This is a genomic window from Flavivirga aquatica (assembly GCF_001747085.1).
GTDB lineage: Bacteria > Bacteroidota > Bacteroidia > Flavobacteriales > Flavobacteriaceae > Algibacter_C > Algibacter_C aquatica.
Genome location: NZ_MDJD01000043.1, coordinates 1 through 26,546 on the forward strand (window position 1 = coordinate 1; position 26,546 = coordinate 26,546).

At 27.1% G+C, this 26,546-nt stretch carries 24 protein-coding genes, 1 rRNA gene and 1 pseudogene; 9 read left to right on the forward strand and 17 right to left on the reverse strand.

What is annotated here, in order from left to right:
* Positions 1–74 (forward strand): 5S ribosomal RNA (gene rrf, locus A8C32_RS21470); the annotation flags it as partial.
* A gap of 194 nt (positions 75–268) precedes the next feature.
* Here the strand turns inward: rrf and A8C32_RS09530 are convergent.
* From A8C32_RS09530 to A8C32_RS09600, 14 genes are all read right to left on the reverse strand, one after another.
* Complete coding sequence (locus A8C32_RS09530; protein WP_069830209.1) at positions 269–2,647, reverse strand: polysaccharide biosynthesis tyrosine autokinase; 2,379 nt, start codon at positions 2,645–2,647, stop codon at positions 269–271.
* Between the two features lie 7 nt (positions 2,648–2,654).
* Positions 2,655–3,437 carry a polysaccharide biosynthesis/export family protein gene (locus A8C32_RS09535; protein ID WP_069830210.1) on the reverse strand — a complete coding sequence of 261 codons (783 nt, stop codon included), beginning with the start codon at positions 3,435–3,437 and terminating at the stop codon, positions 2,655–2,657.
* Between the two features lie 53 nt (positions 3,438–3,490).
* A complete protein-coding gene (locus A8C32_RS09540; protein WP_069830211.1) occupies positions 3,491–4,726 on the reverse strand; it encodes an MraY family glycosyltransferase in 1,236 nt (411 codons plus the stop codon).
* 330 nt (positions 4,727–5,056) lie between these two features.
* Entirely contained in the window at positions 5,057–5,779 is a 723-nt protein-coding gene (locus A8C32_RS09545) for a WecB/TagA/CpsF family glycosyltransferase (protein ID WP_069830212.1), read from the reverse strand.
* An 18-nt stretch (positions 5,780–5,797) separates the two neighbouring features.
* Positions 5,798–6,961, reverse strand: a complete 1,164-nt coding sequence (locus tag A8C32_RS09550; RefSeq protein WP_069830213.1) for a glycosyltransferase family 4 protein — start codon at positions 6,959–6,961, stop codon at positions 5,798–5,800.
* Complete coding sequence (locus tag A8C32_RS09555) at positions 6,939–8,189, reverse strand: glycosyltransferase (RefSeq protein ID WP_069830214.1); 1,251 nt, start codon at positions 8,187–8,189, stop codon at positions 6,939–6,941. The genes A8C32_RS09550 and A8C32_RS09555 overlap by 23 nt, the downstream gene beginning before the upstream one ends.
* Positions 8,182–9,186 (reverse strand): hypothetical protein, encoded by a 1,005-nt coding sequence (locus A8C32_RS09560; RefSeq protein ID WP_069830215.1) that lies wholly within the window; start codon positions 9,184–9,186, stop codon positions 8,182–8,184. Before A8C32_RS09560 ends, A8C32_RS09555 begins: the two co-directional genes overlap by 8 nt.
* Positions 9,173–10,426, reverse strand: a complete 1,254-nt coding sequence (locus tag A8C32_RS09565) for a nucleoside/nucleotide kinase family protein (protein WP_069830216.1) — start codon at positions 10,424–10,426, stop codon at positions 9,173–9,175. Before A8C32_RS09565 ends, A8C32_RS09560 begins: the two co-directional genes overlap by 14 nt.
* Positions 10,427–10,429: 3 nt before the next feature.
* Positions 10,430–11,560 carry a glycosyltransferase family 4 protein gene (locus A8C32_RS09570; protein WP_069830217.1) on the reverse strand — a complete coding sequence of 377 codons (1,131 nt, stop codon included), beginning with the start codon at positions 11,558–11,560 and terminating at the stop codon, positions 10,430–10,432.
* Positions 11,560–12,819, reverse strand: coding sequence for a hypothetical protein (locus A8C32_RS09575; RefSeq protein ID WP_069830218.1), 1,260 nt, complete (start codon positions 12,817–12,819; stop codon positions 11,560–11,562). Before A8C32_RS09575 ends, A8C32_RS09570 begins: the two co-directional genes overlap by 1 nt.
* Positions 12,816–14,096, reverse strand: coding sequence for an MATE family efflux transporter (locus A8C32_RS20305; RefSeq protein WP_123803378.1), 1,281 nt, complete (start codon positions 14,094–14,096; stop codon positions 12,816–12,818). Before A8C32_RS20305 ends, A8C32_RS09575 begins: the two co-directional genes overlap by 4 nt.
* A gap of 13 nt (positions 14,097–14,109) precedes the next feature.
* Positions 14,110–14,760 (reverse strand): hypothetical protein, encoded by a 651-nt coding sequence (locus A8C32_RS09590; RefSeq protein ID WP_165605820.1) that lies wholly within the window; start codon positions 14,758–14,760, stop codon positions 14,110–14,112.
* A 422-nt stretch (positions 14,761–15,182) separates the two neighbouring features.
* Positions 15,183–17,738, reverse strand: a complete 2,556-nt coding sequence (locus A8C32_RS09595; RefSeq protein ID WP_069830222.1) for a TonB-dependent receptor — start codon at positions 17,736–17,738, stop codon at positions 15,183–15,185.
* A 135-nt stretch (positions 17,739–17,873) separates the two neighbouring features.
* Positions 17,874–18,107: a helix-turn-helix domain-containing protein gene (locus A8C32_RS09600; protein ID WP_276205025.1), complete on the reverse strand. Its 234-nt coding sequence runs from the start codon at positions 18,105–18,107 to the stop codon at positions 17,874–17,876.
* Positions 18,108–18,858: 751 nt separating this feature from the next.
* On the opposite strand from A8C32_RS09600, the gene A8C32_RS09605 reads away from it, so the two are divergent.
* Complete coding sequence (locus tag A8C32_RS09605; protein ID WP_069830224.1) at positions 18,859–19,863, forward strand: LacI family DNA-binding transcriptional regulator; 1,005 nt, start codon at positions 18,859–18,861, stop codon at positions 19,861–19,863.
* 312 nt (positions 19,864–20,175) lie between these two features.
* Here the strand turns inward: A8C32_RS09605 and A8C32_RS21475 are convergent, their stop codons facing one another.
* A complete protein-coding gene (locus A8C32_RS21475) occupies positions 20,176–20,292 on the reverse strand; it encodes a hypothetical protein (RefSeq protein ID WP_432416494.1) in 117 nt (38 codons plus the stop codon).
* 148 nt (positions 20,293–20,440) lie between these two features.
* On the opposite strand from A8C32_RS21475, the gene A8C32_RS20630 reads away from it, so the two are divergent.
* The 6 genes from A8C32_RS20630 (at position 20,441) to A8C32_RS09615 (ending at position 24,001) form a co-directional block, all read left to right on the forward strand.
* Positions 20,441–20,593: a hypothetical protein gene (locus tag A8C32_RS20630; RefSeq protein ID WP_165605821.1), complete on the forward strand. Its 153-nt coding sequence runs from the start codon at positions 20,441–20,443 to the stop codon at positions 20,591–20,593.
* 60 nt (positions 20,594–20,653) lie between these two features.
* On the forward strand, positions 20,654–20,803 hold the full coding sequence (locus A8C32_RS20635; RefSeq protein ID WP_165605822.1) for a hypothetical protein: 150 nt from the start codon (positions 20,654–20,656) through the stop codon (positions 20,801–20,803).
* Positions 20,804–20,863: 60 nt separating this feature from the next.
* Positions 20,864–21,016: a hypothetical protein gene (locus tag A8C32_RS20640; RefSeq protein ID WP_165605823.1), complete on the forward strand. Its 153-nt coding sequence runs from the start codon at positions 20,864–20,866 to the stop codon at positions 21,014–21,016.
* A gap of 56 nt (positions 21,017–21,072) precedes the next feature.
* On the forward strand, positions 21,073–21,222 hold the full coding sequence (locus tag A8C32_RS20645; protein WP_165605824.1) for a hypothetical protein: 150 nt from the start codon (positions 21,073–21,075) through the stop codon (positions 21,220–21,222).
* 157 nt (positions 21,223–21,379) lie between these two features.
* Entirely contained in the window at positions 21,380–23,323 is a 1,944-nt protein-coding gene (locus A8C32_RS09610; RefSeq protein WP_123803380.1) for an ATP-binding protein, read from the forward strand.
* A gap of 3 nt (positions 23,324–23,326) precedes the next feature.
* On the forward strand, positions 23,327–24,001 hold the full coding sequence (locus tag A8C32_RS09615; protein WP_069830226.1) for a response regulator: 675 nt from the start codon (positions 23,327–23,329) through the stop codon (positions 23,999–24,001).
* A 285-nt stretch (positions 24,002–24,286) separates the two neighbouring features.
* On the opposite strand, the pseudogene A8C32_RS09620 reads toward A8C32_RS09615, so the two are convergent.
* Positions 24,287–24,604: pseudogene (locus tag A8C32_RS09620) on the reverse strand (DUF456 domain-containing protein); the annotation flags it as partial.
* 302 nt (positions 24,605–24,906) lie between these two features.
* Between A8C32_RS09620 and A8C32_RS09625 the strand changes: the two are divergent.
* Entirely contained in the window at positions 24,907–25,386 is a 480-nt protein-coding gene (locus tag A8C32_RS09625; protein ID WP_069830227.1) for a hypothetical protein, read from the forward strand.
* Between the two features lie 20 nt (positions 25,387–25,406).
* Here A8C32_RS09625 and A8C32_RS09630 read toward each other — a convergent pair whose 3' ends face one another.
* On the reverse strand, positions 25,407–26,546 hold the full coding sequence (locus tag A8C32_RS09630; RefSeq protein WP_069830228.1) for a glycosyltransferase: 1,140 nt from the start codon (positions 26,544–26,546) through the stop codon (positions 25,407–25,409).

The following is a 26,546-nucleotide window of genomic DNA, read 5'->3' on the forward strand; positions in this document are numbered from 1 at the left end:
CATTCCGAACAGAGAAGTTAAGCCCATTAGCGCCGATGGTACTGCATTTGTGGGAGAGTAGGTCGTTGCCTTTTTTGATACTGATATTAACTCAGTGTTTAATTAATCCTCAACATTTCTTTGTTGAGGATTTTTTTTGTCATTGTTTTAAAATAATTATACAAATTTTGGATAAAGGAATATTTTTAGGAGTCAAAAATGTAGAATTCTTCCTTTTTAGACTTACCAGAATATTTGCATAAACACAACAATTGGGCTTGATCCCTTTTTATTGTCTATTAAACAATCTTGAGTACCAAGGTTTTTTGAGACTTGTTTGATCATATCCGTAGTTGTATCCATAATTATAGTTATATCCATATAACCTACTTGGTATTACTCCATTTAATAGATAACTAACATTTCCTAATTTATTAGACTCTATAAGTTCATTAGTATATGTTAATAATTTTTTATCAGTGTAGCGTGATCTAACTACGTAAATAATTGTATCTGCAAATGGAGCAATTAGTAGAGTATCTGTGACTAAAATTGTTGGTGCAGTATCAACAATAATATAATCATATTCTTTTTTTAATTTTTGTAAAAGTTGTTCAAAGCGTCCATTAGATAATAATTCAGCTGGACTTGGGGGGATATTACCTGATAATAATATTTTTAAATTAGAATTATCTGAAAAGTTATGGTTAACAATTAAATTCTCATACTCAATTTGAGTATCATTTAAAAAATTAGATAGACCTTTAGCCATTTTTGTTACATTAAAATAAGAATGGACTTGTGGGTTTCTAAAATCTGCACCTATTAGGATTATTTTTTTGTTTAAAGCCAAATAAGATACCGCTAAATTAATTGATGTAAAGGTTTTTCCTTCTCCTTTTATTGTAGATGTAACATATATAACTTTTCCTGTATTTTCAATAAAATCAGATTGGTTACTTAATTGATGATCAATGTTTGTTCTTAAAAGTCTAAAGGATTCAGATAATACTGAATTATCTGAAGTTCCTTTTAAAATTTTACGATCTTTAAAGAAAGGAATTTCTCCACTAACAGGCGTTTTTTTATTTTTTAACACGATATCTTCCTTGTTATGGATTTTTGAATCAATAAAGAATAAAATATAGAAAAAAATAAAGGGTAAGATAAAGCCAAGACTTAAGGCAATAAAATAAATGTTTACTTTTTTGGGATATATAGGAATTGAGCTAGTTATCGCATAATCTACTACTTTTATAGAAGGAGATGTTATGGCTAAATTTATTGCAGCTTCTTCCCTTTTTTCTAGCAATAGTATGTACAAAGTTTCTTTTATATGCTGTTGCCGTTCTATAGATCTTAATATCTTTTCTTTTTTCGGAATCCCAGAAAATAATCCATTTGTTTTATGATTTACCTTATTAGCTTTTTTTAGTGCTGTTTTTGTTTGTTTTTCATAAGCAATTACAGATTTTAAAATGTTTGATTTTAACTTAATTAATTTATTCTCTAGACTTAAGATAATAGGATTGTTTATACCTGCACTTTTAATTATCTTATTTCGATGATTTATCTCAAGATTAAAATCGTTTATTAATCCATTAATTCCAACATTTTCTAGACCTATATTAGCGGGTAATAAGTTGAATATATCTTGATTATCTAGTGTTTCTCCTAAAAGTTTTGCGATTTCTAGTTGTGTTTCTAATTGTAAAACTTCATCAAAAGTATTTGCTTTTCTAACAATAGTATATTCTGTATCTAAGCTAATGTCGCTTAGGTTATTATTCTGTTTAAATCCTTTTTTATTATTTTCTATGGAGTCTAGTTCCTTGGTAAGAAAAACAAAACGGCCATCAACAAAATCTATAGTTCTTTGTGATAGTAGTTGCCTATCTAAAATACCGTCTATATCAAATTGATTAATTATTTCATTTATAATAGTCTCCGATTTTAAATTTGATTCGCCAATAGTAGATAATGATAAAATATCGCTAGACTTGCCGACATGGTTCACTTTTAATTTAGAAGATAATTTCATGGTGGCTTGTCTAATACTACTAAATACAACTTTATACTTTTTCCCTAGATGCTTTTTTATTGTAGAATCGGAGGTGTTTTTAATTAAAAAAGGTAAATCGGAATAAACACTATCTAATCTATGTGTATCAATTTTCCATTCTTTAGTTTCAGATTTAGAAATATTATATCCATTAGAGTTTATTTCTATTATGAAATATTGATTTTCAGGAAGTTTTTGAATGGAATCTATTTGGGATATTTTGAATGGAGTAATCCAAACCTCTTTACTTTTAATTGTGCCTTCTTCAAAATATGTAACATTTAGATTTAGTTTTTTTACTACATTTTCTAATAAGCGATGCGATTTTATTACTTCTATTTCATTTTCTAAATTTACTTTAGAACTTTCAAATAAAGAATATATGCCATTAGGCAATTCTAAAGACTTTGATGAATCATCTAGAATTTTAATTTTCCCAACAGTTTTATAATTTACAGAGGTGTATTTTAAATAGAAAAAAGCAATAGAAATAAATAAAAACATTGTTATTATAAACCAAGGCCAATTACGAATATACTTAACAGCTTCTTCTTTTATATTGAAAGTATCTTTGTCATTAGATAAATAGTAAGGAGTTTTTGCCATTTTTAAATTATCTAGTCAATATAATAACAGTGCTTAACAAAATTGATGCTATTGTTAATACTGTACCTGCATTGCCAATATACCCTGAACTTTTAATTTTTGTATTATTGGGACTTATTATAATAACATCATTTTGTTTTAGAAAATAAAAAGGACTTTCAAACCAATCGGTTTGAGTTAAGTCAATATGCTTGATATGTTGAATACCATTAATATCTCTAATGACTAGAACATCTTTTCTATTCCCATTTATTTTTAAATCTCCAGCATAACCAATGGCTTGTAATAAAGTAACATTTTGTTCTGTAATAGTGTACGTCCCTGGCGCAACAACTTCTCCCAAAATGGTGATTTTTGAGTTAAGAATTCGAACGCTTACTATGGCATTTTTTAAATAACCACCAGATTCAAGAATAGATTTAATATGAAGTTCTAATTCTGTAGTAGATTTTTTTAAAACTTTAACAGATCCTATAACTGGTAGTATAATGTTACCTTCAGGTGATACTAGATTTCCTTGTAATTTAAGGGTTTCAATAAAACTTGAATTTGTAGATAGACTATTATCAAAATTATATGGAATTGCTGCTTCAGGATAAAGAGAACTTATTTTAATAGCTAACACATCATTAATTTGAATTTTGTTAGATACATAATTAATTTTTCTACCTTCTTTATTATCGATATCTTGTAAATAGAGTATATCCTTTTTTGAAGCACAAGATGAAAATATGAGGAAAGTAATTATTAATAAAACTGCATATATATTTGCGGTTTCTAGTTTTAACATTTTAGTTGTGTTAATTAATGTCTATAAAGATATTAAAAATAACAAGTATTTTACTACAATGAAAGGTAAATAATTACTGTTAAAAAAATATTTAATATAGAATTATATACTTTTTCTAATTTGAGAGAATAGTATGGTTTTTTATTAATGTTAGCTAATGAACTAATAGTCTCAGAGTTTATAGAATTAAACTTAGATTCATTGATTTGTAACATTTTTAAAATTAAAAATGGAGTAATAGAAAAAATAAAGCTAAGAACCATAAGAACAAAAAGTAATAGATGTGGGTTTATGTCATTAAATTTATAAGCTAGAGCAGCCATTATTACAATAAAAACTGATGCAATTAATGAGATTTCCCAGTGTTTAAAGCCTAAAGAAAGAAGATTGTGATGGATATGATTTTTATCAGCTGAAAAAGGATTTCTTTTGTTAATCAATCTAATTATAAATACTCTTAATGTATCCATTAAAGGAAAACTAAGAATGGCAATTACCAATACTGGAGGATTGGTAAGTGATGAGAACAGCTCTACATTGTGATATACTCTTAAAAAACTAACACTTTGATATGTTATTAAAAAACCTACAATCATTGAACCTGTGTCTCCCATGAATACTTTTTTTGTTTTTGAAAAGTTAAAGATTAAAAATGTTGCTAAGGCTCCAATTAGACTTAGAGATATGAAGAGGATTGAATCATTACCGTTAAAAAAGAAAAACACACCAAATAGTATACTTGATATTATACCTAGACACCCAGCAAGTCCATCAACTCCATCAATTAAATTAAAGGCATTTATTACTAAAATAAATACAAATAATGTAAAAATAATTGAAAAAGTATAAGGTAATAAATCTATCCCAAAGATTCCAAAGAAGCTATGAATTCTAATATCTGTTATAATTATTATACATAGAGAAGCTATTATTTGTCCAAATAATTTATTAATTGGTGACAATTCAACTAAATCATCTTTTAATCCTGTAAAAAACAATAATATTAAAGCTCCTATAAGGCATAACAAGTTATTGTAAGACATTATACTACCTAAAAAAGTAAGTACAGTTACAATTCCTAAAAAAATCCCAATTCCACCTAAGTTTGGAGTTTTACGAATGTGTGAACTTCTATTTCCAGGTTCTTGCATTAATTCTTTTATTTTCGAAATTTTAATTATAATTGGATAAGAATAATAAGATACTATCGCAGATAGACATAATGAAGCTATAATCCATTCTATGCTATTGTTATATAGATGTATAGGTGTATTTGTTATAATATTCATGGTGTTTATTTTAATAGTTGGGAATTGCTAATCTACAAAAAAATACTACAAAAAATAATTTTTTGTAAGAAAATAAATCTTATTAAGATGATAGCAATTGTTTTTACTGGATGTTTGTATTAAACATGTTGTAAATTAACTTTATAGGTAGTATAAACTTAACTTATAAGAGTTATAACCAGATTCAAGAATAATTTGGGTAAAATTTATAAAAGGGAAGCTATATTTGATTAGATAATATGTATATATTATTAATTATTTAATGTGAAACAGCATTTATTGAAAAGAATTTTTGTTTTTTATGTAAGCTAACTACTAAAAACGATAAGCTTAATTCAAATTAAGTTTAGATTTACTTAAATACCATATGAATAGTGGTGTTGAAATAAGGTTTCTACGCCATAGCCGTCTAGGTTCTTTAATAAATCTAGGTAACCATTCTAAACCAAAATTTATCCAAAAAGGACTAGATCGCTTTACGGTTCTTGCATAAAAGTCAAAAACGGCACCTATAGAAGTAATAACTGTAGCATCTATATCCGATTTATATGTTTCTACCCATTTTTCTTGTTTTGGAGCTGTCATTCCAACAAATAAAATGTCTGGATTAAAAGTATTAACAGCATTAACCATTATTGTAGAGTCTTCTTTAGTAAATTCCTTTTTATATGGAGGTGAATAGCTTGAGACTATAATATTTGGATATTCTACTTTTAATCTATTAGTAATTAAACTTAAGGTATTTTGAGCTGATCCTAAATAAAATACTTTTTTGTGGTTTGAATTAGCATATTCTAATAAGTGTTTGTGAATATCTGCACCAGCTATTTTCTTTATGGTCTTACCACATAACATTTTTGTAGCTAATACTATTCCTATGCCGTCTGGTAAAAGGATATCACTATTTAGTAAGGTTTTTTGAAAAGTTATATCATTTTTTGCAACACAGTAAGAGTGTGGGTTTATTGTATTTATAATGCACCTTTTATTTAGATTTATTTCATTTAAATTTGAAGAGAATACATGTTTATCTACAATGTTTTTTAAATCCATGATACGTATTATTAAAAGTTAATTTTGAATGAAATTATATGCAGATTCTAATAAACTGTAATAAGAATCAGTATTGTATTTTTCTTTCATTTTTTTAAACCCGTTTGTTCCTAAACGTTTTAGTTTGATTTCATCATGCCAAATATTGGAAATCACTTTTGTAAGATCTAAGCTATTTTGAGGTTCAAATAAAAGACCATTGACATCATTTTCGGCTATTTCTGGGTAGCCAGCCATTTTAGGTGCTATTATAGGAAGTTTAAATGCCATTGCTTCAGGGAATACCATTGGAAACCCTTCATAACAGATGCTTGTATGTAGATATAGCCTTGCTTTGGAATAAAATGTTTTCATTTCATTTGTATTAAGCATACCTTTTAAAATAACGTTTCTGGGTATCTTTAATTCTTTTTCATATCCTTCTCGCATCTCACCAGCAACTTGAAAATTGATTTGTGGTAATCTTTTAGCAGCTTCTAATAAAAGAGGAATCCCTTTTTCTGGACTTATCCTGCCTGCAAAAGCAACATAATGGCGGTTGTTAATATTGTATTCTATATCCCTAATGCCTTTATTGTATATATTGGGGATTACGAAACATTTATTTTTTTCAAAACCGTTTGTAATAAGTTTTTCCTTTTGGAAATTAGTTAGGCATAGATATGCATCAACATTATTAATGTAATGTTTATTGGTTCTCGCCCATAAATTTCTTAATGCATAACCCGTACTTTTAAAAATTGAACTTTCACAGTTATTACTTATACAATTAAGCTCCTTACCAAAGCCAGTACATTTTTCACAAACATTTCCATTGGTAAAAAATAATCCGTTTGGGCAAAGTAATCTATAGTTATGTATTGTCATTGCTATAGGAATTCCAGCTTTTTTAATTTCAGGTAGGATAGCTGGAGATATAATGGGGTATAAATTATGAATATGAACAATATCTGGTTTTTCTTTACAGATTAATGTTTTGATATCATCTATGACTTTAGAATTATGGAATGCTGTAAAAAAAGCTCTTATTTTACCATTTGTTATATTTTCTAACTCTTTACTACTTCTAAAATAGGTAATAACTTGATGACCTTTAGATTTTAAAAGGTTTACTTGAGTATTAACAACGGCTTCTTCTCCGCTATGTTTACCATATTTATTATGAATAATTAGTAGTTTCATCTAATAGCTTTGAATAAATAGTATTTAATTTTTCAATTTTTTTATTCCATGTAAAATCCTTAACTCTTTTTAATGCACCTACAGATAATTGTTTTCTTAATTTTTCATCTGTATATAGTAGCTCTATGGCTTCTTTGAAATTATTATGAATGGTATTTATATTAGTAACTTTAACCTTGATACCACATTTGTTATTAACTACATGAGTAAAACCACAATGATCTAAACAAATAATAGGCAAGCCAAGGGAAATAGCTTCAAGTGTAACTGTTGCTGTTAAATCTTTGAGGCTAGTTATACATAATATGTGTCCATTTTTCATAATATGTAAAGCGTCGTCTTTAGGAATCCAGCCATGCCATTTACAACGATTAGAAAGGTGTAATTTATTTGCTAAAGATTTCCAACGTTTAGTTTCTGCACCAATTCCTAAAATATCTAATTCCCAATTTGTTTTTGAATCTAGTTGAGCTAAACTTTTTAATAAAATATTTAATGCTTTACCTGAAGTATGTTGGCCAGACCATACAATTTTTAAAGTCCCATTGGTTTGCCTCTTAAAAGGCGTAATTTCTAAAAAGGTATTAGTACCGACTTCTGTTATAATTTCTGATGGTTGATTCCATAATTTAAAAATATCTTTTTGAATATCTGGAGTAGCAGCAATTAATGTTGATAAAGGTCTTTTAGCAGCTAAGCGTGGGCGCTTTAAAAAATGTTTTTGAAGAGTATTGACAATATTCCTCCCTCCATAAAATAATTTACCGTAGGTATTAAATGCTGGAAATAAACGCCATGGTATATTTTGAGTGCCTCCTATGGGACCCCAAACGAATGGTTTATCTATTTTCCATAGATATCCTGGTTCTCTATAACCAACCATATTAAGTTGATGGATGAGATCAAAATTTTCTTTTATATCCAGTTGTTTGGCTAAGTAATAAGCCTTTTTTTGCCATGCTTTATAAAACCAATAATAGGATGGCGGCCATATTTTTCGAAGTTTTTTATTTCTTTTTTTCTTAATAAAATAGAAGTGAATGTTTGTTATGTTTTCTTCTTTAATAGATTTTTTAATGTCTTTTTCCCACTTTTCTTTTTCTGTAATAACATGCACTTCATGATGCTTACTTAATGTTTTAATAAAATTCCAGCCCATTCCTGGCTCGGAACCTCTATAAGGGCTACAAGCGTAACAAGATACGAGTATTTTAAGTTGTTTATTCACAAATAAAGTTTAGCATATTATCATGAAATTGATGAGATTCATTTGTTCTTTCTAGGGTAATGATTTCTTTTATTAGAAACAGTGCTACCAAAGATTCTATATTTTTAGTTTTTATTTTATTAAAGATATAGTTGGAAAGGGGAACGGGGGATTTTTTTTTAAGAAGCCTGCCAACTTGAAAATGATATTTTATTAAATCGAAATATTCTATACCGTTTTTAATAAAAAACTCAAAATCAAAAGGAACAAGACCTTTATGAGTTTTGATTATATTCCAAGGGGCAAAATCGCCATGTTCAAAGGCTTCATAATAATATTCAGCTGAATTTGCTAAAATTAGATCCATTTGTAATCTGTACGATTCTAATTGTAACTTCTCTAGGTCATAATACAAGCCTTTAATTCTTGGATGGTCTATTAATTTGTGTTTTGATTCTTTTTTTAATTGAGAAACCAAATTTTCAATATCATTTTCTGCTGGAATTCCTATTTTACCTTTTAGCTGTGGTGTTATTAAAAAGGGGATATTTCCATAAGTTGCGGACAATATGAATGGTTCTACAATTTCTTTTTTTGATAATAATTTAATAGCATCTTTCTCAATGTTTAAATTTATAACGCCTAATTTGTTTATTGGAAATTTTAGATAACCAAAAATAGAATTGTTGGATTGTAATTGTAAAACTACTTTGTCTTTTTCTGTAGAATAATATACTGAAACAGTAAATTGAGTGTTAAATCTATTTTCTAGATATTCAATGAATTCTGATTTTTTATGCGATTTGGTTACAATCAAAAAACGTATTAGGGCATTAAAGTTTATGAATAGAAATTGACTAATTATTTTTAAACTTTTTGCTTTATAAGAAAAAGGATTATATAATTTAAAAGCATTTTTCGCAACTGTTCTATTGCCAACCGCTAATATTACTTTGGGGTGTTTCATACTTGGTAAATACAAGTAATTATCTTCAGAAAAAAAACTAATATCTTTCATGCATTTTTTTCATTAGGATTGAATATACTTCATTAACAATGGATTCGGGAGACTTGTTTGCATCGATATAATGATATTGTTTTCCATTAACTAATGTTTTATAATCTTCAATTTGAGTTTGTAATTCATAGTAATCTACTTCTTGTTTTCTACTATAAATAATATTTGCATCTGCGGTAAGAATAAAATAGAGCTCAGGTTTAGGAATAAAGTGACGCGTTAGTTTTGCGATATTTTTTGAGCCTCCATATCTATAGCGTTTATAATCTACTATTAAGTCATCATAATATCTATCAAAAATAATTAAGGTCGATTTTATTCTTAATGAACTTATATTTTTAATCCAGCCTAGGTTATATTGATATATAAAAAAGAGTAATTTAAAATAGGATTTCGATTTTGAATATGGTTTATATTTATGAGGGGCTTTAGTTACTTTTGATGAATTTGTAGTATTATTTATAATTGGTTTTAAATGAAAGTAAGCTGTTTTTCTATAAGGCAGAGTCTTATTGATTAAACCATCAATTATAGTGGACTTGCCAGAACCGTCAGGTCCTAAAAAAGAAATGGCAATTCCCGTTGGTTTTATAATACGTTTAAGAATTCTTAATTTGTTTTTAGCATTATGAGTGATAGATGATTTGGTTTTTATGTCTGTTTTTAATGCTTCAATAAAATCCAAGAGTATTTTTTTGTTTTTAGTTTGAAATGCTTTAATAATAGTACTTGAAAGACTTTTAAAGTTTTGTTGAAGTACTTTTTGGCACAGTTCTTCTTCTTTTAGAAATAGAGATCGTAGATAGTTGAATGATACATCTGTAATATCATTTTTATCTATTTTTTTTAGTAAATAATGAAAGAATTCATGGTGAGTTGTTAGTGTTTTTATTCCTTTATATGAAAACAGATTATTAAAAATTTCGGTTTCACTAAAGAACGTTGTGTTTTTTCTTTGAAGTTTACCATAACTATCTAGGTTTAACAATTTATTTGTTTTAGGATTAAAAAGGAAAATGTTTTTTGAATAAACGTCTTGATGGTAAATTTGAACGATTTTAAAATTTTCTAAGAGACAAAATGTTTTTAGAATATCTTCTATTTTTAAAAAATCCTTATTTTTAAATAATATATCTACATCACTGTTATTTAAAGATATATCAAACAATGATTTGTAACCATTAATGATACAGTAATCTATAGATTCTTTATGCAAATATTTTATTAGTTTGTGAATCATAATTTAGGTTTTCATCTTATAATAGTTTTTAGCTGTTACATTTGATGGTGTGGCTGCTGTTAAATTTTCATAAAGTTTATTATAATCATCAACAAATCGTTTTACTGAAAATTCTTTTTCAGCATATTGTTTAGCATTAGAGGCTAGTTTTTTAGCATAATCTGGTTGTTCAATAAGTTTTATAATTGCGTTTGCCCATTGCTCGGCATCGAATGGATTAACTAAGAGTCCTGTGTTTTTATCTTTAATAAGTTCGGGTAATGCTCCAGTATTAGAAACAATAATTGGTTTTCCTTCAAGCATAGCTTCTGCAACAGCAATACCAAAACCTTCAATATAACAGGGATGCACAAAAATATTTGTTGTTTTGTGTAAATCGCCAATGTTTTTTTTGTGACCTAAAAGGGTAAAATTGTTAGTTAAGCCTTTTTCGTGAATTTGTTTTTCTAATTCTTTTCTTTCTGGTCCGTCACCTGCAATTAAGAACTCTATATTGGTGTATTTTTTCTTTAAAAGTATGATTAAACAATCTATTAAGATTTGTATGTTTTTTATTTTTAATAGAGATGAAACACATAAAATAGAGATAGTATTTTTATTTTTTTCTATAACTTTATTTGTAGATATTGGCTTAATGGTGCCATTATAAATTATAACGCCTTTAGTGTTCTTTAACTTTGAATGGGCTTTTATTTTTTCTTCTTGAACATATTTAGAAATGTAAACAAAGGCATCTACTTTATTGTATATTAAGTTTAGAATTTGCTTTTTATATCCTGTAGGAGATAAAGAACCAACAAAAGCAATAACTAGTTTTATTTTTGGTCTTAATGTTTTTAATATTCCTGCCAATAACTCTCCAAAAAAGAATTGAGATTGAATAATTTTTATATCGTGCTTATCAATAATTTTTAGTAAACTATTAATATGTTTAAAAATATTTCTTTTATAATTCCCTTCAAAAATATTGGCTCCAGAGCTAATAAATTCTTCCTTAAATTCTTTAGAATAAGCATTTCCCCAAACATATAGATAACATGTGTTTGATGAGTGCTTAATTAGATCCATAGTTTTTTTTGGAGTGCCTCCAAACTTATTAAAGGAAGATAATATGTAAAGAATTTTTGTTGACATTAGTTATTATCTAATTCGTTTATATTACTCGTTAATGAAAGATGAAATGCTAGTACGCCAGGAATAATACCATGAGCAAATGTGAAAACAGACCAAGTATAATTAATAAAGAGATATTGCATCAAATAAATTGACATAGCTAATGATAAAGGGTTTTTATATGTGTTAAAAAATCCTTGAGAATAGTATAGAACAAGTATTATAATAATAATTGTAGTTCCTATAGTTCCAAATTTAATAAGGAGATCAACATACCCCGAGTCTATAACAGTAAAGCGTTCCATAAATCTATTATTTCCAGATATTTTAATATTTTTCATGAAGTTTGAAGATTGGTGTATAAAGCCGTAGCCAGACTCCTTTTGTTTTTCAATAGCTTTCCATCTAAATTCGTTATAAATATCTCTAGAGTTTAAAGCATTATCTTCTCCACTAATAATAGCATTAACATCATGTGTTACTTTTTCATATAAGTCTGTTATAGCTAAAAGTGTTAGAGAGACTCCAAAAAATGTAATGAAAATGAAACGACTAATGAAGAATATGTTAAGGCGAAGTTTTTTGTCATAAATGTATTTGTATAATAAAAAGCCAGCTAAAGTCATGATGGTTAAGCTTAGGTGGGCTGCTAAAAAAAGACCTAGAAAGAGTATTAAAATTAGGATTCTATCTTTTATATTTTTAATAATACTATACTTTATTCTAATTGCATATATAAATACAGCTAAACTTATGTATGTGGGGAAAAATGTTCTAACAAAAGTTTCATTATTGTATACTGGAGGGACAAGTTGTAGAGAAATTTTTCCAATTATATATACAAGACTTAAGTATATACCTATAAGCTTAAGAGTATTTAAAAGTAGTTTATTATTTATGCTATAACGATAGACTACGAGATATAAAAAAAGGAAGTAAAACCATGTTTCTTTACTTGCTACGAATGCATGAAAAATTGAAGAGTTATTATCTAAAAAAGGTTTAATAATTCCATAAGCTAACATGAGTAATATTAAATAAATAAACCACTGTGTTTTTTTAGGTATTAGAAACCATTTTTTTTGAAAAAACACACTAATAATAGCAATAGTATTGAGCCCAAAATATCCTATTTCTATGCTTCCGATAATAAAAGAAGCTGGATCTATAAAACCTAAAAACTTGGTTGTAGCTAATATATAAAATACCAGAAAATAGCTAGGATAACCAAGAGCTAATATTAAAGCTAGACTAAAAAAAAGGATTAAGACAAAAATCATATTTTAATAGAAATTTTATTCTTGTTATAAATCATAAAACTTAAAGCAATTGCAATAGCACTAATGATTAAACCTGTTCCATAAGCATAAATAAATCTATATATAAGGTCAATACCTTTAAAAACAAAAAAGAGCATAAGACCTATAATAGGTACAATTAATTTTAATAAAAAAGCTTTTATTAATTGATTATTAGCTAGAAAGTACCTATAGAATATCTCAACTAAGGCTACGCTACCTAAAGAAATTATTAGTAAAAATGTAATGTTATATAAAAGGTCAAGGTTTTTAGAGCTTATATTCAAAAATGTTAAAAAGTAACTGCCAAAAAGATAATATGCTAGAGTAGTTGTTAAATAAAGAGCTGTAGATATGTAAAATATTCTATAAGATACTTGGATCATTTTTCTTGAATTTTCTTGAATTTCTTTTGAAAAAACAGCAAACATTGGTGTTGCCAATGAGAGGATAAAGCTGTTGGCGAGCATAGCTATTTTAAATGATAAATCAAATATTGCATAAAGTCCAACATCGGCAACAAGAATTACAAATGCATATCGCATTATAGGCATTATCATGCTATTAATAAGACCTATGTTTAAAAAAGCTAATGATTTTTTTATAACATGTTTAAGATCCTTTTTAGTTACTTTTATTATTTTAATAGTTGTGTGTTGTTTTATATAAATAATATTAAAAAGTAGCATTAATAGTGTTAAAACAAATGGTGTTAAAATGTAGGTGATGCATTGTTCTGTAAAAAAGCTAAGCACGAAAATAATAGTATAAAGTGTTGGAGTATATATGGCTAAAGTTAAGTTGACTATGTGTACTTTATATTTGGACTCTAATATAGCTTTGCATAAATTATTTAAGAGCATTAATGTTAAGAGTAAGAAACCGGTATTTAATATTAGAAACTTATTTGTTTTGTCGATATTTAGATGACTCCCAAGTAAGTCTACAGATAATAATTGTAATAAGATAAAAGGAATAGTTAATATGCTTATTATTATTAAATTAATGTACAATGCGGAGGATATTATTTTGTTTTCTGATGTTTTATTGCTTAACAAAATGACAGCTTTCGATAAGCCTAAATCGATCAAGGAAGATGTTCCACTAAAAAGTAAAGTAAGACTAATAATGCCGTATAGTTTTAAACCTAATCGTTCAATTATTAGAGGTAATAGAAGCAATGTAACTAAAGATGTCACTACTGTTTTACTAGAAGAAACTAAAAAGTTTTTCTTTAAATATTTAGTTATATTATTCAATTAGTTTGTGTATTTAATATTTTCTGCCGTTATTATACCAATCGGCATGTCTTCTTTCTCTTCCCAAATAAAAATGGATTCCAACAGTAAAATTTATAAAGCCTCCTTGTATCTTTTTTCTATTTTTATATAATAGTTCGCCATTATAAGCATACTGTTGCTGCGAATTAAGTACATAAACTGCGTCTAGTGTTATTGCTAAGTCATTTGAATACCTAAACATAGGTTTTAAACCCAATATAATATTCCCAATTCTTTCATATCTTTTAGTTCCGTATGGTGTTAAATCAAAAGTAAATTTACCTCCATTTTCGAATCGTTTTATGGTTTCTGGATATGCATGCGTAATACCTATTCCAGCATGAAATAAGAGATTAAAATTGTTATTAAATAGATTAAGTCTATTACTTAAATTATATACAGCTTCAAAACCTAATCTATGGTAGCCATTCCCAATTTTTTTATCACTTTTATTTCTAAATCTATCGTTAGCATAATGAGCTTTTAAACCAAAATATTCGTCAAACATATATCTTATTCCAATATCGAGATGATTAGGTAAAATATAATCAGGTATTAAAATATTATTTCGTGGTATAGCAGGAATATTAAATCCATATGATATTTCTACTGAAAAATGATTATACCTTCTTTGAGAAAACACATTTTTTCCAATGAATAATATTAGAATAATATAAAATGATTTACTCAACATGAATTAAATAGTAATATTTTTTTTACAATTTACTTAATGTATTTTAATTTGTAATATATTTCTTCTTTTTTTTGATGTAAAAAAAATACATTTTATCATATAAAAACTTATAGATAGATTTAGTTCATGGGGAAGTTTAAAAACTCTATGATTATAAATGATAGAGTACAATTTGTAAAGAGCTGTATATCTAGAATGCTTTAACCTTATTCTAGAAAGTTATTTCAGAATAATATAGTTGTATTATAAAGCCTATGTAACAAAACTAGTTTGTTACATAGGCTTTAGGGATTATATTTATTAATAATTAAAATACCAAGCACAATAAATAAGCACTTGGTCATTTAATTTTTATAGATAGTATTCAAAAATTATTTAAAGTGCTTATTCCCTTCAAAGGTTTTTTCCTTTTTCTTTTTTCCTTTCATATTTAAGGTATAATTAATGCCTAGTTCTACAATTGGACCATTGCGCGTATATTCTGTTTCTTGATAGAATATTTGTTCTTGCGAGCCATTAAAAGCATTAGTATCTAAGCCTTGTAAGTTTGTACTAAAGATATCCAATCCTCTAAGTGAAAAATCCCAGCCTTTTAAATTTTTAGGTTTATAATTTAAAGCAATGTTAGCCATTGAAAAACTATCGTTAGATCCTTGAGATGTTACTGTTCTAGATTTGATGTTATAATCAAAATTAAATTTAAAGGTTTGAGATAAGTTTAAATTTAAGTTTCCTTTAAGTGTCCAGTTAGTACTAGAGTTATCAACGTTGTAACCAAAAACATCACCCTTTATATTAAAATTATATAACGAACCTCCTAAAAATAGTTTAGCAAAAGAAGTTACTACAATATTTGCATTTAATTCTGCTCCTAGAGCAGTTGAATTACCAGCATTAGTATAACTTCGTATTAAAACATTTTCTTGTAAAATATCAAATACATCTGGATTTTCAACATTGGTAGTTGTGGTATTCACTCTAAAAACAGCGTTATCTGTACCTCTGTAAAACCCAGTTAGGCTAAAGGTGTTTTTTCCAATTTTAGTATCATATGTTAGTTCTACATTATTTAAATATTCAGCCTCAAGTTCTGGATCTCCAACCACATAGACTTCAAAATGACGACGATATAAAAATGGGGCTAAATTAGTTACAGAAGGACGATTAATACGTCTACTAGATGCTAATATTAATTTATCTTTTTCAGATATTGAATAACTTAAATGAGCAGAAGGAAAAAGATCAAATTCTTTATCTTCATAATTAGATCTTCCAGTATTATTAAATAGGGTTAAATAATCTGTATTGGTTACATCCATATTTTGATCTCCATACTCAGTTCTTAAACCAACGATATAATCTAGTTTCCCAACATTACCAGAATAATCTGCATATGCAGCATATACTGTACGAGATAAATCTATAGAATTATCTAAGTCTTTGGTCACTAAGTTATTTTCAAAATTAAAATCACCAGCTATATTTGCATAATTTGTTTGAAATCCAAATCCTAAAACATCTGTTTCATTGATATTTTTTGAATAATCAATTGAGAACCTGAATCCTTTTAACGGCGTACTATCTGATAGTGAATAGCCTTGATCTATTGTAGAACTTGCAGTATCTGTAGTTGGATTATAATCGTAATTTTGATTGGTAAGCTCTCTACTTAAATCTGAGTTTTCATAAGATGTTGCTATTTTTAAATTAGAAGATTCATTAAAATCAATAGAATAATCTGCATTTATGGTATGGTATTCTCCAAATCTATTATCTATATTAGGGTTGTAAACCCATGTTTCTGAAGTTAAATTTTTATTTGACTTGTCTGCTTCTGCAAAAAAGTTATTGTAAATATAATAAGCGGCTCTACCAGCAGTTCTATTACCATAAAAATAAGATAAAGATAATTGGTCTTTATTGCTTAATTTAAAATCGACGCCAGCATTAGCAGAATAGTACTCATACCATTCTGGACGCTCACCAGCTGCTACCATATGAAAGTATTCTCCTAAAGGATCTTTTACTAAAACTCGAGCATCTCCAGAACGTTTTCCATTCACATTCTTTTTATTATAGTTAAAACCTCCATATAGAGACATGTTATTTTTATTGTAAACGAGATTAAGTCCACCTCCATAGCGATCATCATTTAGTTTGTAATTACTATATTTATCTGTAATATTAGCCCATGGAGCACCACCAATTAAACCATTAGCAGAGATAGATAAACCTTCAATCCCTTTAGTTTTTGTTGAAATATTTATAATACCTCCTTTACCTTGCGCATCATAGCGTGCAGTTGGTACTGTAATAACATCAATTTTATTGATTGCATTAGCCGAAATTTGAGAAAGTAGAGTGCTGGCATCAACTTGTGTTGGTTTTCCGTTTAAGTAAACCATAAAATCAGATGTGCCTCTTACAGAAACATTTCCATTTGGATCTACAGTAACCGATGGGAGCTTATTTAAAACATCTGCAGCATTTCCTCCTTTAGCAGTTTCAAAATCTGTTGTACTATAGGTTTTTCTATCAATTTTAGTAGAGGCTGTTTTTTTTATAGCTTTAATGGTTACCTCGTTTAAAGATTCCGATTGAGGTTTTAACATAACCGTTTTCATATTTACTTCTGGAGAAGTTTTTGAAAGTGTAATATTATTTAACGTAATAGTTTGATAACCTATAAAGGAAATTTGAAGACTATAAGTACCATAATTAATATTATTGATATTAAACTTACCTTCATCTGTGGAAATTGCTCCTTTTACGGTTTGCGATGAAGAATCAATAACAGCTATTGTTGCGAAGGGAACAGCTTCGTTTGAGTCGTTGTCAAATATAGTACCACTAATACTACCGTTTTGAGCAAAAACTACTGTTGTAAATAAAAAGAGAAGTGTTAATAAAGAGAATTTAGTATTCATTTATATGTTTAGTTTAATCATATAGGCATTGAAATAAATTCATGCCAAATTATTTTAGTTTATTAGGATACAAACCTATGTTATTATTGTCTAATTAAATGGTCTTTTTGAAAAGTTTATGGTTTTTAATTCAGGTTATTGTTTTTTATAATTGCTAGGTGTATAACCTGTTAGTCTTTTGAAGTATTTAGTAAAATGAGAATTATCTTTAAAGAATAAAGAGTATGCTATTTCAAAGATATTTTTATCTGAATATAATAATAAGCGCTTTGCTTCACTTAAAATAAAATCGGATAGCATTTCTGATGCAGATTTATTACATTCATTTTGGGAATTTATGTTTAAATTTTGAGGACTCATATTTAACAATTTAGCATAATGATTAACACTATTCGAAAGCTTGTCTTGATTTGAAAGTAATTCAATAAATTTTTGATAGATAATATAAGTTAGTTGATTCTTTTTTTGAATTGTAATAATTTACCAAGTAAACCTTTAATAACAGTATTTTTTGTTGATATTCAATAATATTATCATTTATAGGTGTCAAATGAGTAAAAGCACTTATTTTAATTATTTGCTGCTTTATTTTTGTATCCAAGCAGTTATCTATAAAATATTTTTTGATGATAATAACATAACCTTTTGGTTTAGCTACAATATTCCAAAAATGGATTTGATCTTTTCTTACAACGAAAAAAATAGGAGCCTCTATTTTTAGATTATCTTTTACGTGGTAACCGCTAGCTTCAGTAAAATATATAAATTCAAGATATTTATTGTGTTTATGTGATAAAGTCTTTCTAATGTTCTTTTTAAAACGTTCTATTTTAATGGTGTCAATATAATCCGTTTTGTCTTTTATTTTAAATTTAATAACTTCCTTTTGCTCTTACCACAAATTAAATAATAAAAATAATTTTTACAAAAATTAATACTTAAAGGACTAAATAAAATACAAAAGGTTTAACCTCAAAGAATAAAACAATTTTCATGAAGTTTGCTTTAATAGTATAGTGTTTAAAGAAGGCAAAAGAATACTTTTTTGTTATAACTTATTTTTAAGTAAACATTTTACAAAAACTAATTTTGTAAATTGCATTACTTATAAATTATCTATATGGTTACTTTAAAACAACTAGCAAAAGAGTTAAATGTTTCTATTTCTACGGTTTCTAAAGCTTTAAATAATAGTGAAGAGATTGGGGAAGAAACGGTTAGACGTGTTAAGGAACTAGCAGAGTTATACAATTATAAGCCTAATAAAGTAGCTTTAAGTTTAAAACAAAACAAGACAAAAACTATAGGAGTTATTATACCTAATATTCTTAATAGATTTTTAGCTAAAGTATTATTTGGAATAGAAAGAGAAGCTACTAAGCAAGGATATAATATTATTACATGCATATCTAATGAATCTTTAGAGAAAGAAAAGGATAGTTTACAGTTATTAGCAAATGGGAGTGTTGATGGTTTTATTTTATCGGTAGCAGAAGAAACTCAAGTTAATAATGAGATTGATCATTTTAAAAAAACAATAAGTCAGGGTCTTCCAATTGTTATGTTTGATAGAGTTGCACACGATGTTATGTGTGATAAAGTTATTGTAGATGATTTTGATGCAACATATAACGCTACTAAAAGCTTAATGCAGGAAAAAAGAAAGCAGATTGTTTTTATTAGTAATATCAATGATTTAAGTGTTGGGAAATTAAGAAAACACGGTTATAATAAAGCTATATTGGAAAGTGGTATGGAGCCTTTAGTTTTAAAGATTAAAAAGAAAGACGACCATCAAAAAAAAATAAAATCTTTTTTTAAGAAAAATAAAAATATTGATGCTGTAATTGCTGCAGATAGCTCTTCTGGAGTAATAGCTCTTAATACTGCTGTTAATTTGGGATTAAAAGTACCAAAAGATATTTCTCTTATTGCATTTGCTAGTAAATCAGATTCAAATCATACACTTCCAAGATTGACAACTATACGTCAACATGCAAAAATTATTGGAGCTAATGCAGCACAATTATTAATTAAAAGAATACAAAATTCATTATCTGAAGAAGATGTGAAAACTAAAATAGTAAAAACAAGTATCGTCAAAAATAAATCTACGCTTAGCTGAATTTTGTCGATTTTTCCCTAATCGGCGAAAAAAATAAAGGTTTTGTCGAGTAAATTTCTGAGCGTGAAAGGCTTTAGGGTAATTTAGCTTGTCTTAATAGGCCTGTTTAGATTTCCCTTAGTTCTATTAATAAAATTAATCCATTTTCGACTTTTTCTAGTCGTAATATCCCTCATAAACAGTTAGTTATATCGATATGTTGTATGCGTATCTATCTATAAACTAGTTGTCCATTTTTCCCTTAATTCAAAGCTTGTGTGTTTATTACGCAAGCGTTAAAGGTATGGGTTTTTTTAAAATAAGCATAGAAAATTAATATAAACTTTTAATATAAAACATTATGAAAACTTTAAAAATTACTCTAATCGTAGTCCTTATTTTTTCATCATTAGTGGCTTGTACAAAACAAGATTTAGATGAAGAAGATATATTAACTCCAGAAACGGAACATTTTCTTGGTACAGACGGAGATATGGAACAACGATAATACTTTTAAGTATTATGCAATCAGGGTTTTGTCGAAAGATGAAGTCTTAATATTTTAATTCAATTATAAATACTATAAAATAAACTGAATATGAAAACCTTAAAAATCACTTTAATTACAGCTCTAATATTTTCATCATTAACCTCATGTACCAAACAAGATTTAAATGAAGATGAAGTATTAACGACTCCAGAAATAGAAGAAAGCATTCCATATACAGATGGAGATATGGAGCAACGATAATACTCCTAAAAAATCAAAACCTTATTAATTCAATTATAAATACTATAAAATAAACTGAATATGAAAACCTTAAAAATCACTTTAATTACAGCTCTAATATTTTCATCATTAACCTCATGTACCAAACAAGATTTAAATGAAGATGATGTGTTAACTACCCCAGAGACTGAACACATTTTATATACAGATGGAGATATGGAGCAACGATAATATTTCTAAAAAATCAAAATCTTATTAATTCAATTATAAATACTATAAAATAAACTGAATATGAAAACCTTAAAAATCACTTTAATCGCAGCTCTAATATTTTCATCATTAACCTCATGTACCAAACAAGATTTAAATGAAGATGAAGTATTAACGACTCCAGAAATAGAAGAAAGCATTCCATATACAGATGGAGATATGGAGCAACGATAATATACTCCTAAAAAATCAAAGACCAGTAATTTAATTATAAATACTATAAAATCATTATGAAAACTCTAAAAAACATTTTAATAGCTACTCTTATTTTTTTATCATTAACAGCTTATTCTAAAGAGGAATTAAAGGAAGATGATATAATAATTATACTAGAAACTGAAAATACCGTATATAACGGTAACGATATTGAACAACGATAATATTATCTAAGTTTTATCAAAAGATAAAGGTTTAGTATTTTAAGTTAATTGGAAAATTATAAATACATTTGAGAAAGTATTTACACTATTGAATCTAAAATTTTTTGTCTTAGGCGTTTTTTTTTCATTCTTATCTTATTCTCAGAAAGAAAATAAGGTGACGGATAGTATTGGATTTTATTTAAAAAAATCGAAATACAATGCTATTGATAATTATGAAATTAGACTTGATTATGCATTAAAGGCAAAAAAACTATCTGAAAAACAAGGAGTAGATTCTTTGATATTAAAAAGTATAATTAATTTATCAAAAATAAATTCAAGAAGTAAAAATAATTACAAAGATTTTTTGAAGTACAGCCACAGAGCTTTGCGGTTGGCAAAAAAAATGAACGATTCTAGTGCATTAGCTTTAATTAATAAAGAACTTGGTTATTATTATTTTGATAAAGAAGTAGACAGTGCTTATTATTACGATAATAAAGCTGAAAAGTTATATAGAGGATTAAAAGATAATTTTAATACAGCTGTAGTACTTCTGGATATTGCCCTACTTCAAAGAAACGATAAAGATTATACAGGAAGTGAACTAATCTCTGTAGAAGCCCTGTCTTTATTAAGTGAGCTTAATGAGTCTAATAATGTAAGGAAATACAAATCATTTTTTTACAATAATTTAGCTTTGGTTTTTAAGAACCTTGAACAATTTGAAGAATCAATCAAGTATAATATTAAAGCGTTAGATTTACAAAAGAAGTTAGACGGAAATAATAGGCAAACTATTGAAAACCAAAAAAATAATTTAGCTAATTCATATAAGGGTTTTGGAGAGTATTCAATAGCACTAGAATATTATAGTCAGATTTTAGAAAATAAAAACTTAGTTAATGAGCGTCCTGCTTTTTATGCATTAGTTCTTGATAGTTATGCGCATACGTTGTATTTATCAAAAAACTATGAGCAAATACCTAAACTATATTTTAAAGCATTAAGGGTTTGTAATAATATTAATGAGAAATATAAATCAATAGCAATAAACAAACATCTTGCAGAATATCATTATAATAATAAGAATAAAGATTCTGCATTGCATTATGCATATAAAGCGAAGGATATTGCAGAAGAGTATTATAATTATGATTTATTGAAATCTCTTTTATTACTTTCAGAAATTGAGGAAGGAGAAAAAGCCGTAGAGCACTTAAACGCTTATGTAAAATTGAGTGATAGTTTGCAAAAATCTGAACGTACAATTAGAAATAAATTTGCGCGAATCAAGTATGAAACCAACCAAATAGAAAAAGAAAATATTCAAATAGCAAAAGAGCGTATGTGGCTTATAATTATATCCATAGTATTAATTATAGCCTCTTTTTTACTTTACATTGTAATTAATCAAAGAAATAAAAATAAAGAATTACAATTTATCCAAAAACAACAAGAAACAAACGAAGAAATTTATAACCTCATGTTATCTCAAAACGAAAGTATTGAAGAAGCAAGAACATTGGAGAAGAAACGAATTTCTGAAGAATTACATGATGGTGTTTTAGGGCGTTTGTTTGGCACGCGTTTAAGTTTAGATAGCTTGAATATGAATTCTAGTGTAGAAGCTATAAAAACCAGAGGACAATATATTAATGAACTAAAGGTTATAGAACAAGATATTAGAAAAGTGTCTCATGAGTTAAATACCGATTTTGTTTCTGGCTTTGGATTTATAGATATTATTAAAACATTAGTTGAAACTCAAACATTAGCTTATCATATTGATTATGAATTAAGACCTGATGATGCCATAGATTGGGATGAAGTTTCAAATAAGAATAAAATTCATATTTATAGAATTATTCAAGAAGTACTTCATAATATATACAAGCATGCTAAGGCGACTAAAGTAAATATTAGTTTTAAACTAAAAAATAATGTAATTTTATTAGCAATGCGTGATGATGGTTCTGGATTTGATGTTAATAGAGTTAAATCTGGTATTGGCTTAAAAAACATGAACTCTAGGATTAATGATATAAATGGAAAAATAACTATAACTTCTAAAAAGGATGTAGGAACAACAGTAACCGTAGAAGCTCCCATTACTTAAACTATGACAGAAAATATTAAAATACTAATGATTGATGATCACCCTATGATTATTGAAGGGTATCAAAACACACTACTTTTTACCAAAAAAGATGAACAAGAATTAAAGATAGACATCGCTAACAATTGTGATGAAGCTATTACGTACATGAATAAATCAGTTCAAAATAAAATCCCTTACGATGTATTGTTTGTAGACATTAGTCTACCTCCATCAGCAGATGGAGTAATGAGTTCTGGAGAAGATTTAGCAGAATATGCTCGTAAAGTTTTACCAGAAGCAAAAATTATTATTTTAACGATGTTTAATGAATCTTTTAGAATTCATAATATCATAAAAACTATAGACCCTGAAGGTTTTTTAATTAAAAGTGATTTAACATCTAGTGAACTAGCCAGTGCATTTCAAGCAGTACTTTATAATCCTCCGTTTTATAGTGGTACTGTTAATAATCATATAAGAAAAGTGATTACAAGTGACATATTTGTTGATGATAAAAACAGGAAAATACTTCATTTATTATCGCAAGGCGTGAAAACTAAAAATTTAGCTTCTCACTTAGATATTTCCTTAAGTGCAATAGAAAAAAGAAAAAAACATCTAAGAGATATTTTTGAGGTCTACGATGGCCAAGATGAAACACTATTGAATGAGGCAAGAAAGAAAGGATTTGTGTAGTACTAATATTGCTATAATGTTAAAAAGCAGGTTTTGAAAAAAAATCCTACTTTTTTAAATACCCTTAAAACCTTGATATATAACGCTAGTACCTTTTGCCCGTAAAGGTGTTGTGGGTTTCCCGCAGCTTGAAAAGGAAAGTAATAGTTATATTTGTGCATCAACACTTCATAAAATTAATTAATCCCTCAATTTTTTTGTTGATAATAGCAATTTACAAAGCCCTGTGGAGGTGAGAGACCCACAGGGTTTCTTCTTTTTTTAAATTGAACTATAGTCATAATCTTACAACAACTCTATAAAAAAAGCTAAATAGATAATAGAGACAATAAATTTTATAAATGTAGATGTTAGAAAACCTATAAAAGATCCAAAGGTAGCTTTAGTTGCTGTTTTAATATCATTTTTATTTAAAAGTTCACCAATTAAAGCCCCAAGAAATGGCCCAATAATAATGCCAGCTGGAATAGGTGTAATCAATCCAACAATAAGACCAACAGTTGTTCCAACCATACCATATTTTGTACCACCAAATCGTTTTGTTCCAATTGCAGGAATAATATAATCTAGTAACCAAATAAGCATTGTTGCAATTATTGTTAAAATAATATCCATATTGTATTTAAGTTATCTATAGTTTAGACGCGTAAAGGGTTGAAATGTTACGCTTTATAATTAGGAGGCTTGGTTTAAAATGAAGAAACTTAAGAAGCTGTTAAGTATAACTAAAATTATTTTAGTGAATAAGATAGAAAAGTTATTGAGTCTTGTTTGTTACTTGTATTTTTAGTATAGTAAAGGTTTTTTTAATATTGTATTGAAAACGAAGTTTTTAGCTTTGGTTTTTCGTTTTTTAAGGATAAAAAATCTAAAAAAATTGTACTTTTCGGATTCAGTTCTAATCTATGAAGAAAATTTGTTTTTTTTTGTTTCTTTTAATACTAACATCTTGTGAGTATTTTAATGTGAAAAAAACATCTTCAGAAATCATTTTAAAAGAAGAGTTAGAGTCTTTTAACTGGAATGATGTAGATGAATACCCTAGTTTTCCATTCTGTGATTCTTCCACAACTAAAGAAGAACGAAAAGTATGTTTTCAAGAAACTTTAACAATGCATATTACAGGATTTTTAGAACAAGAAGTTATAGTTGTTACTCAGGATATTAATGATACTATCTCGTTATATTTTGAGGCTTCTAAGGAAGGTGAGTTGTCTTTGCTAAAATCTAAAATAGACTCCCTTACAATTAATGAAATTCCAAATATTGAAACTCTATTTAGCGAAAGCTTAAAAACTTTACCTAAAATATTTCCAGCTATTAAAAGGGGACAGCAAGTTACCACAGTATTTGAGTTACCTATAGTTATTCAAGTTGTTGATTAGTTTAAATATTAAGTGATTCCTTATTTTTTAAAGACTCTTCCTTTCCATTTATAAGTAATAAACATCGATATAAAAGCAACATAAACACTAAAAAAAGGATAAATTAGAAATCCAAAAATAAAACTTCTTAAAATACCTTTTTGATTAAAAAATAAAGCCGATTTATAAATTAAAAAGAAGTCTATGTTGAATTTAATTATTAAAATATATAACCAGATTTTAAAGTTGAAAACATTAATAATAGAAAGGACTAAATAAGAAATTATTAAAGCATTCATTAGTAAAACGACAAGTCCTGTAAATTTTCCAAACCAATTATTGTAAGTACTTGTTTTTGCAACCCATCTAATGCGTTGGGCTATTAAGTTTTTATAAGTTGGTTGAGCTGTTGTAGTAACTATAGCCTTTTCACATTTTAAATAGTGAAGTGATTTAGGATTAGTTTTTGCTATTTTTTCAAGTAAAAAAATGTCATCTCCACTAGCAATATGTGTGTTCCCTTCAAATCCATTTATTTTAGAAAATAAAGTTTTTTTATATGCGAAATTAGCACCATTGCACAAAAATGGTTTTTTAATGCCAAAACCGCCAATAGTTGCTCCTTGTAAACTAAGGATATCTAGTAGTTGAAACCGATTAAAAAAATCATTGTTTAAATGGTAGGTAACAGGTCCAGCTATACATGATACATTTGTTTTTTGAATGTATTCATCAAAACTATCTAGCCAATATTCAGGTAAGATACAATCGGCATCTGTGGCTATAATCCATTCGTGTTTTGCATGATTTATAGCTGAGGTAATGGCATCTTTTTTTGGCGAATTTGTTTTTCTTTCATTTTTTATAATACTAAAGTTCCCTCGAGAAGAATTGATGCTTTTTTTGCTTATAAATTCTTTTATAATATCGACAGAATCATCTTCAGAATCATCATCAATAAAAATGACTTCAAATAACTGTTTAGAATATTTTAATGAAGCCATAGATTTTAATAAATCTGGTAAATTTTTAGCTTCATTTCTAAAAGGAATAAGTATTGAAAATTTAGTTTTAGAAGGCATGTCTTCTAAAGTAAAAATCTTTATTTTATCAAACCCAAAAGTAAAACTTCCTATTAAAAACAAATAGATAATGGATATAATAATACTAATTAAAATCAT

Coding starts and splice junctions, on each gene's coding strand:
- A8C32_RS09630 (WP_069830228.1), bottom strand. CDS start 26,546: ATGATTTTAATTAGTATTATTATATCCATTATCTATTTGTTTTTAATA.
- A8C32_RS20630 (WP_165605821.1), top strand. CDS start 20,441: ATGAAAACCTTAAAAATCACTTTAATTACAGCTCTAATATTTTCATCA.
- A8C32_RS09540 (WP_069830211.1), bottom strand. CDS start 4,726: ATGAATATTATAACAAATACACCTATACATCTATATAACAATAGCATA.
- A8C32_RS09575 (WP_069830218.1), bottom strand. CDS start 12,819: ATGATTTTTGTCTTAATCCTTTTTTTTAGTCTAGCTTTAATATTAGCT.
- A8C32_RS09615 (WP_069830226.1), top strand. CDS start 23,327: ATGACAGAAAATATTAAAATACTAATGATTGATGATCACCCTATGATT.
- A8C32_RS09570 (WP_069830217.1), bottom strand. CDS start 11,560: ATGTCAACAAAAATTCTTTACATATTATCTTCCTTTAATAAGTTTGGA.
- A8C32_RS09595 (WP_069830222.1), bottom strand. CDS start 17,738: ATGAATACTAAATTCTCTTTATTAACACTTCTCTTTTTATTTACAACA.
- A8C32_RS09560 (WP_069830215.1), bottom strand. CDS start 9,186: ATGAAAGATATTAGTTTTTTTTCTGAAGATAATTACTTGTATTTACCA.
- A8C32_RS20635 (WP_165605822.1), top strand. CDS start 20,654: ATGAAAACCTTAAAAATCACTTTAATTACAGCTCTAATATTTTCATCA.
- A8C32_RS09605 (WP_069830224.1), top strand. CDS start 18,859: ATGGTTACTTTAAAACAACTAGCAAAAGAGTTAAATGTTTCTATTTCT.
- A8C32_RS09530 (WP_069830209.1), bottom strand. CDS start 2,647: ATGGCAAAAACTCCTTACTATTTATCTAATGACAAAGATACTTTCAAT.
- A8C32_RS09625 (WP_069830227.1), top strand. CDS start 24,907: ATGAAGAAAATTTGTTTTTTTTTGTTTCTTTTAATACTAACATCTTGT.
- A8C32_RS09565 (WP_069830216.1), bottom strand. CDS start 10,426: ATGATTCACAAACTAATAAAATATTTGCATAAAGAATCTATAGATTAC.
- A8C32_RS09550 (WP_069830213.1), bottom strand. CDS start 6,961: ATGAAACTACTAATTATTCATAATAAATATGGTAAACATAGCGGAGAA.
- A8C32_RS09535 (WP_069830210.1), bottom strand. CDS start 3,437: ATGTTAAAACTAGAAACCGCAAATATATATGCAGTTTTATTAATAATT.
- A8C32_RS09545 (WP_069830212.1), bottom strand. CDS start 5,779: ATGGATTTAAAAAACATTGTAGATAAACATGTATTCTCTTCAAATTTA.
- A8C32_RS20645 (WP_165605824.1), top strand. CDS start 21,073: ATGAAAACTCTAAAAAACATTTTAATAGCTACTCTTATTTTTTTATCA.
- A8C32_RS20640 (WP_165605823.1), top strand. CDS start 20,864: ATGAAAACCTTAAAAATCACTTTAATCGCAGCTCTAATATTTTCATCA.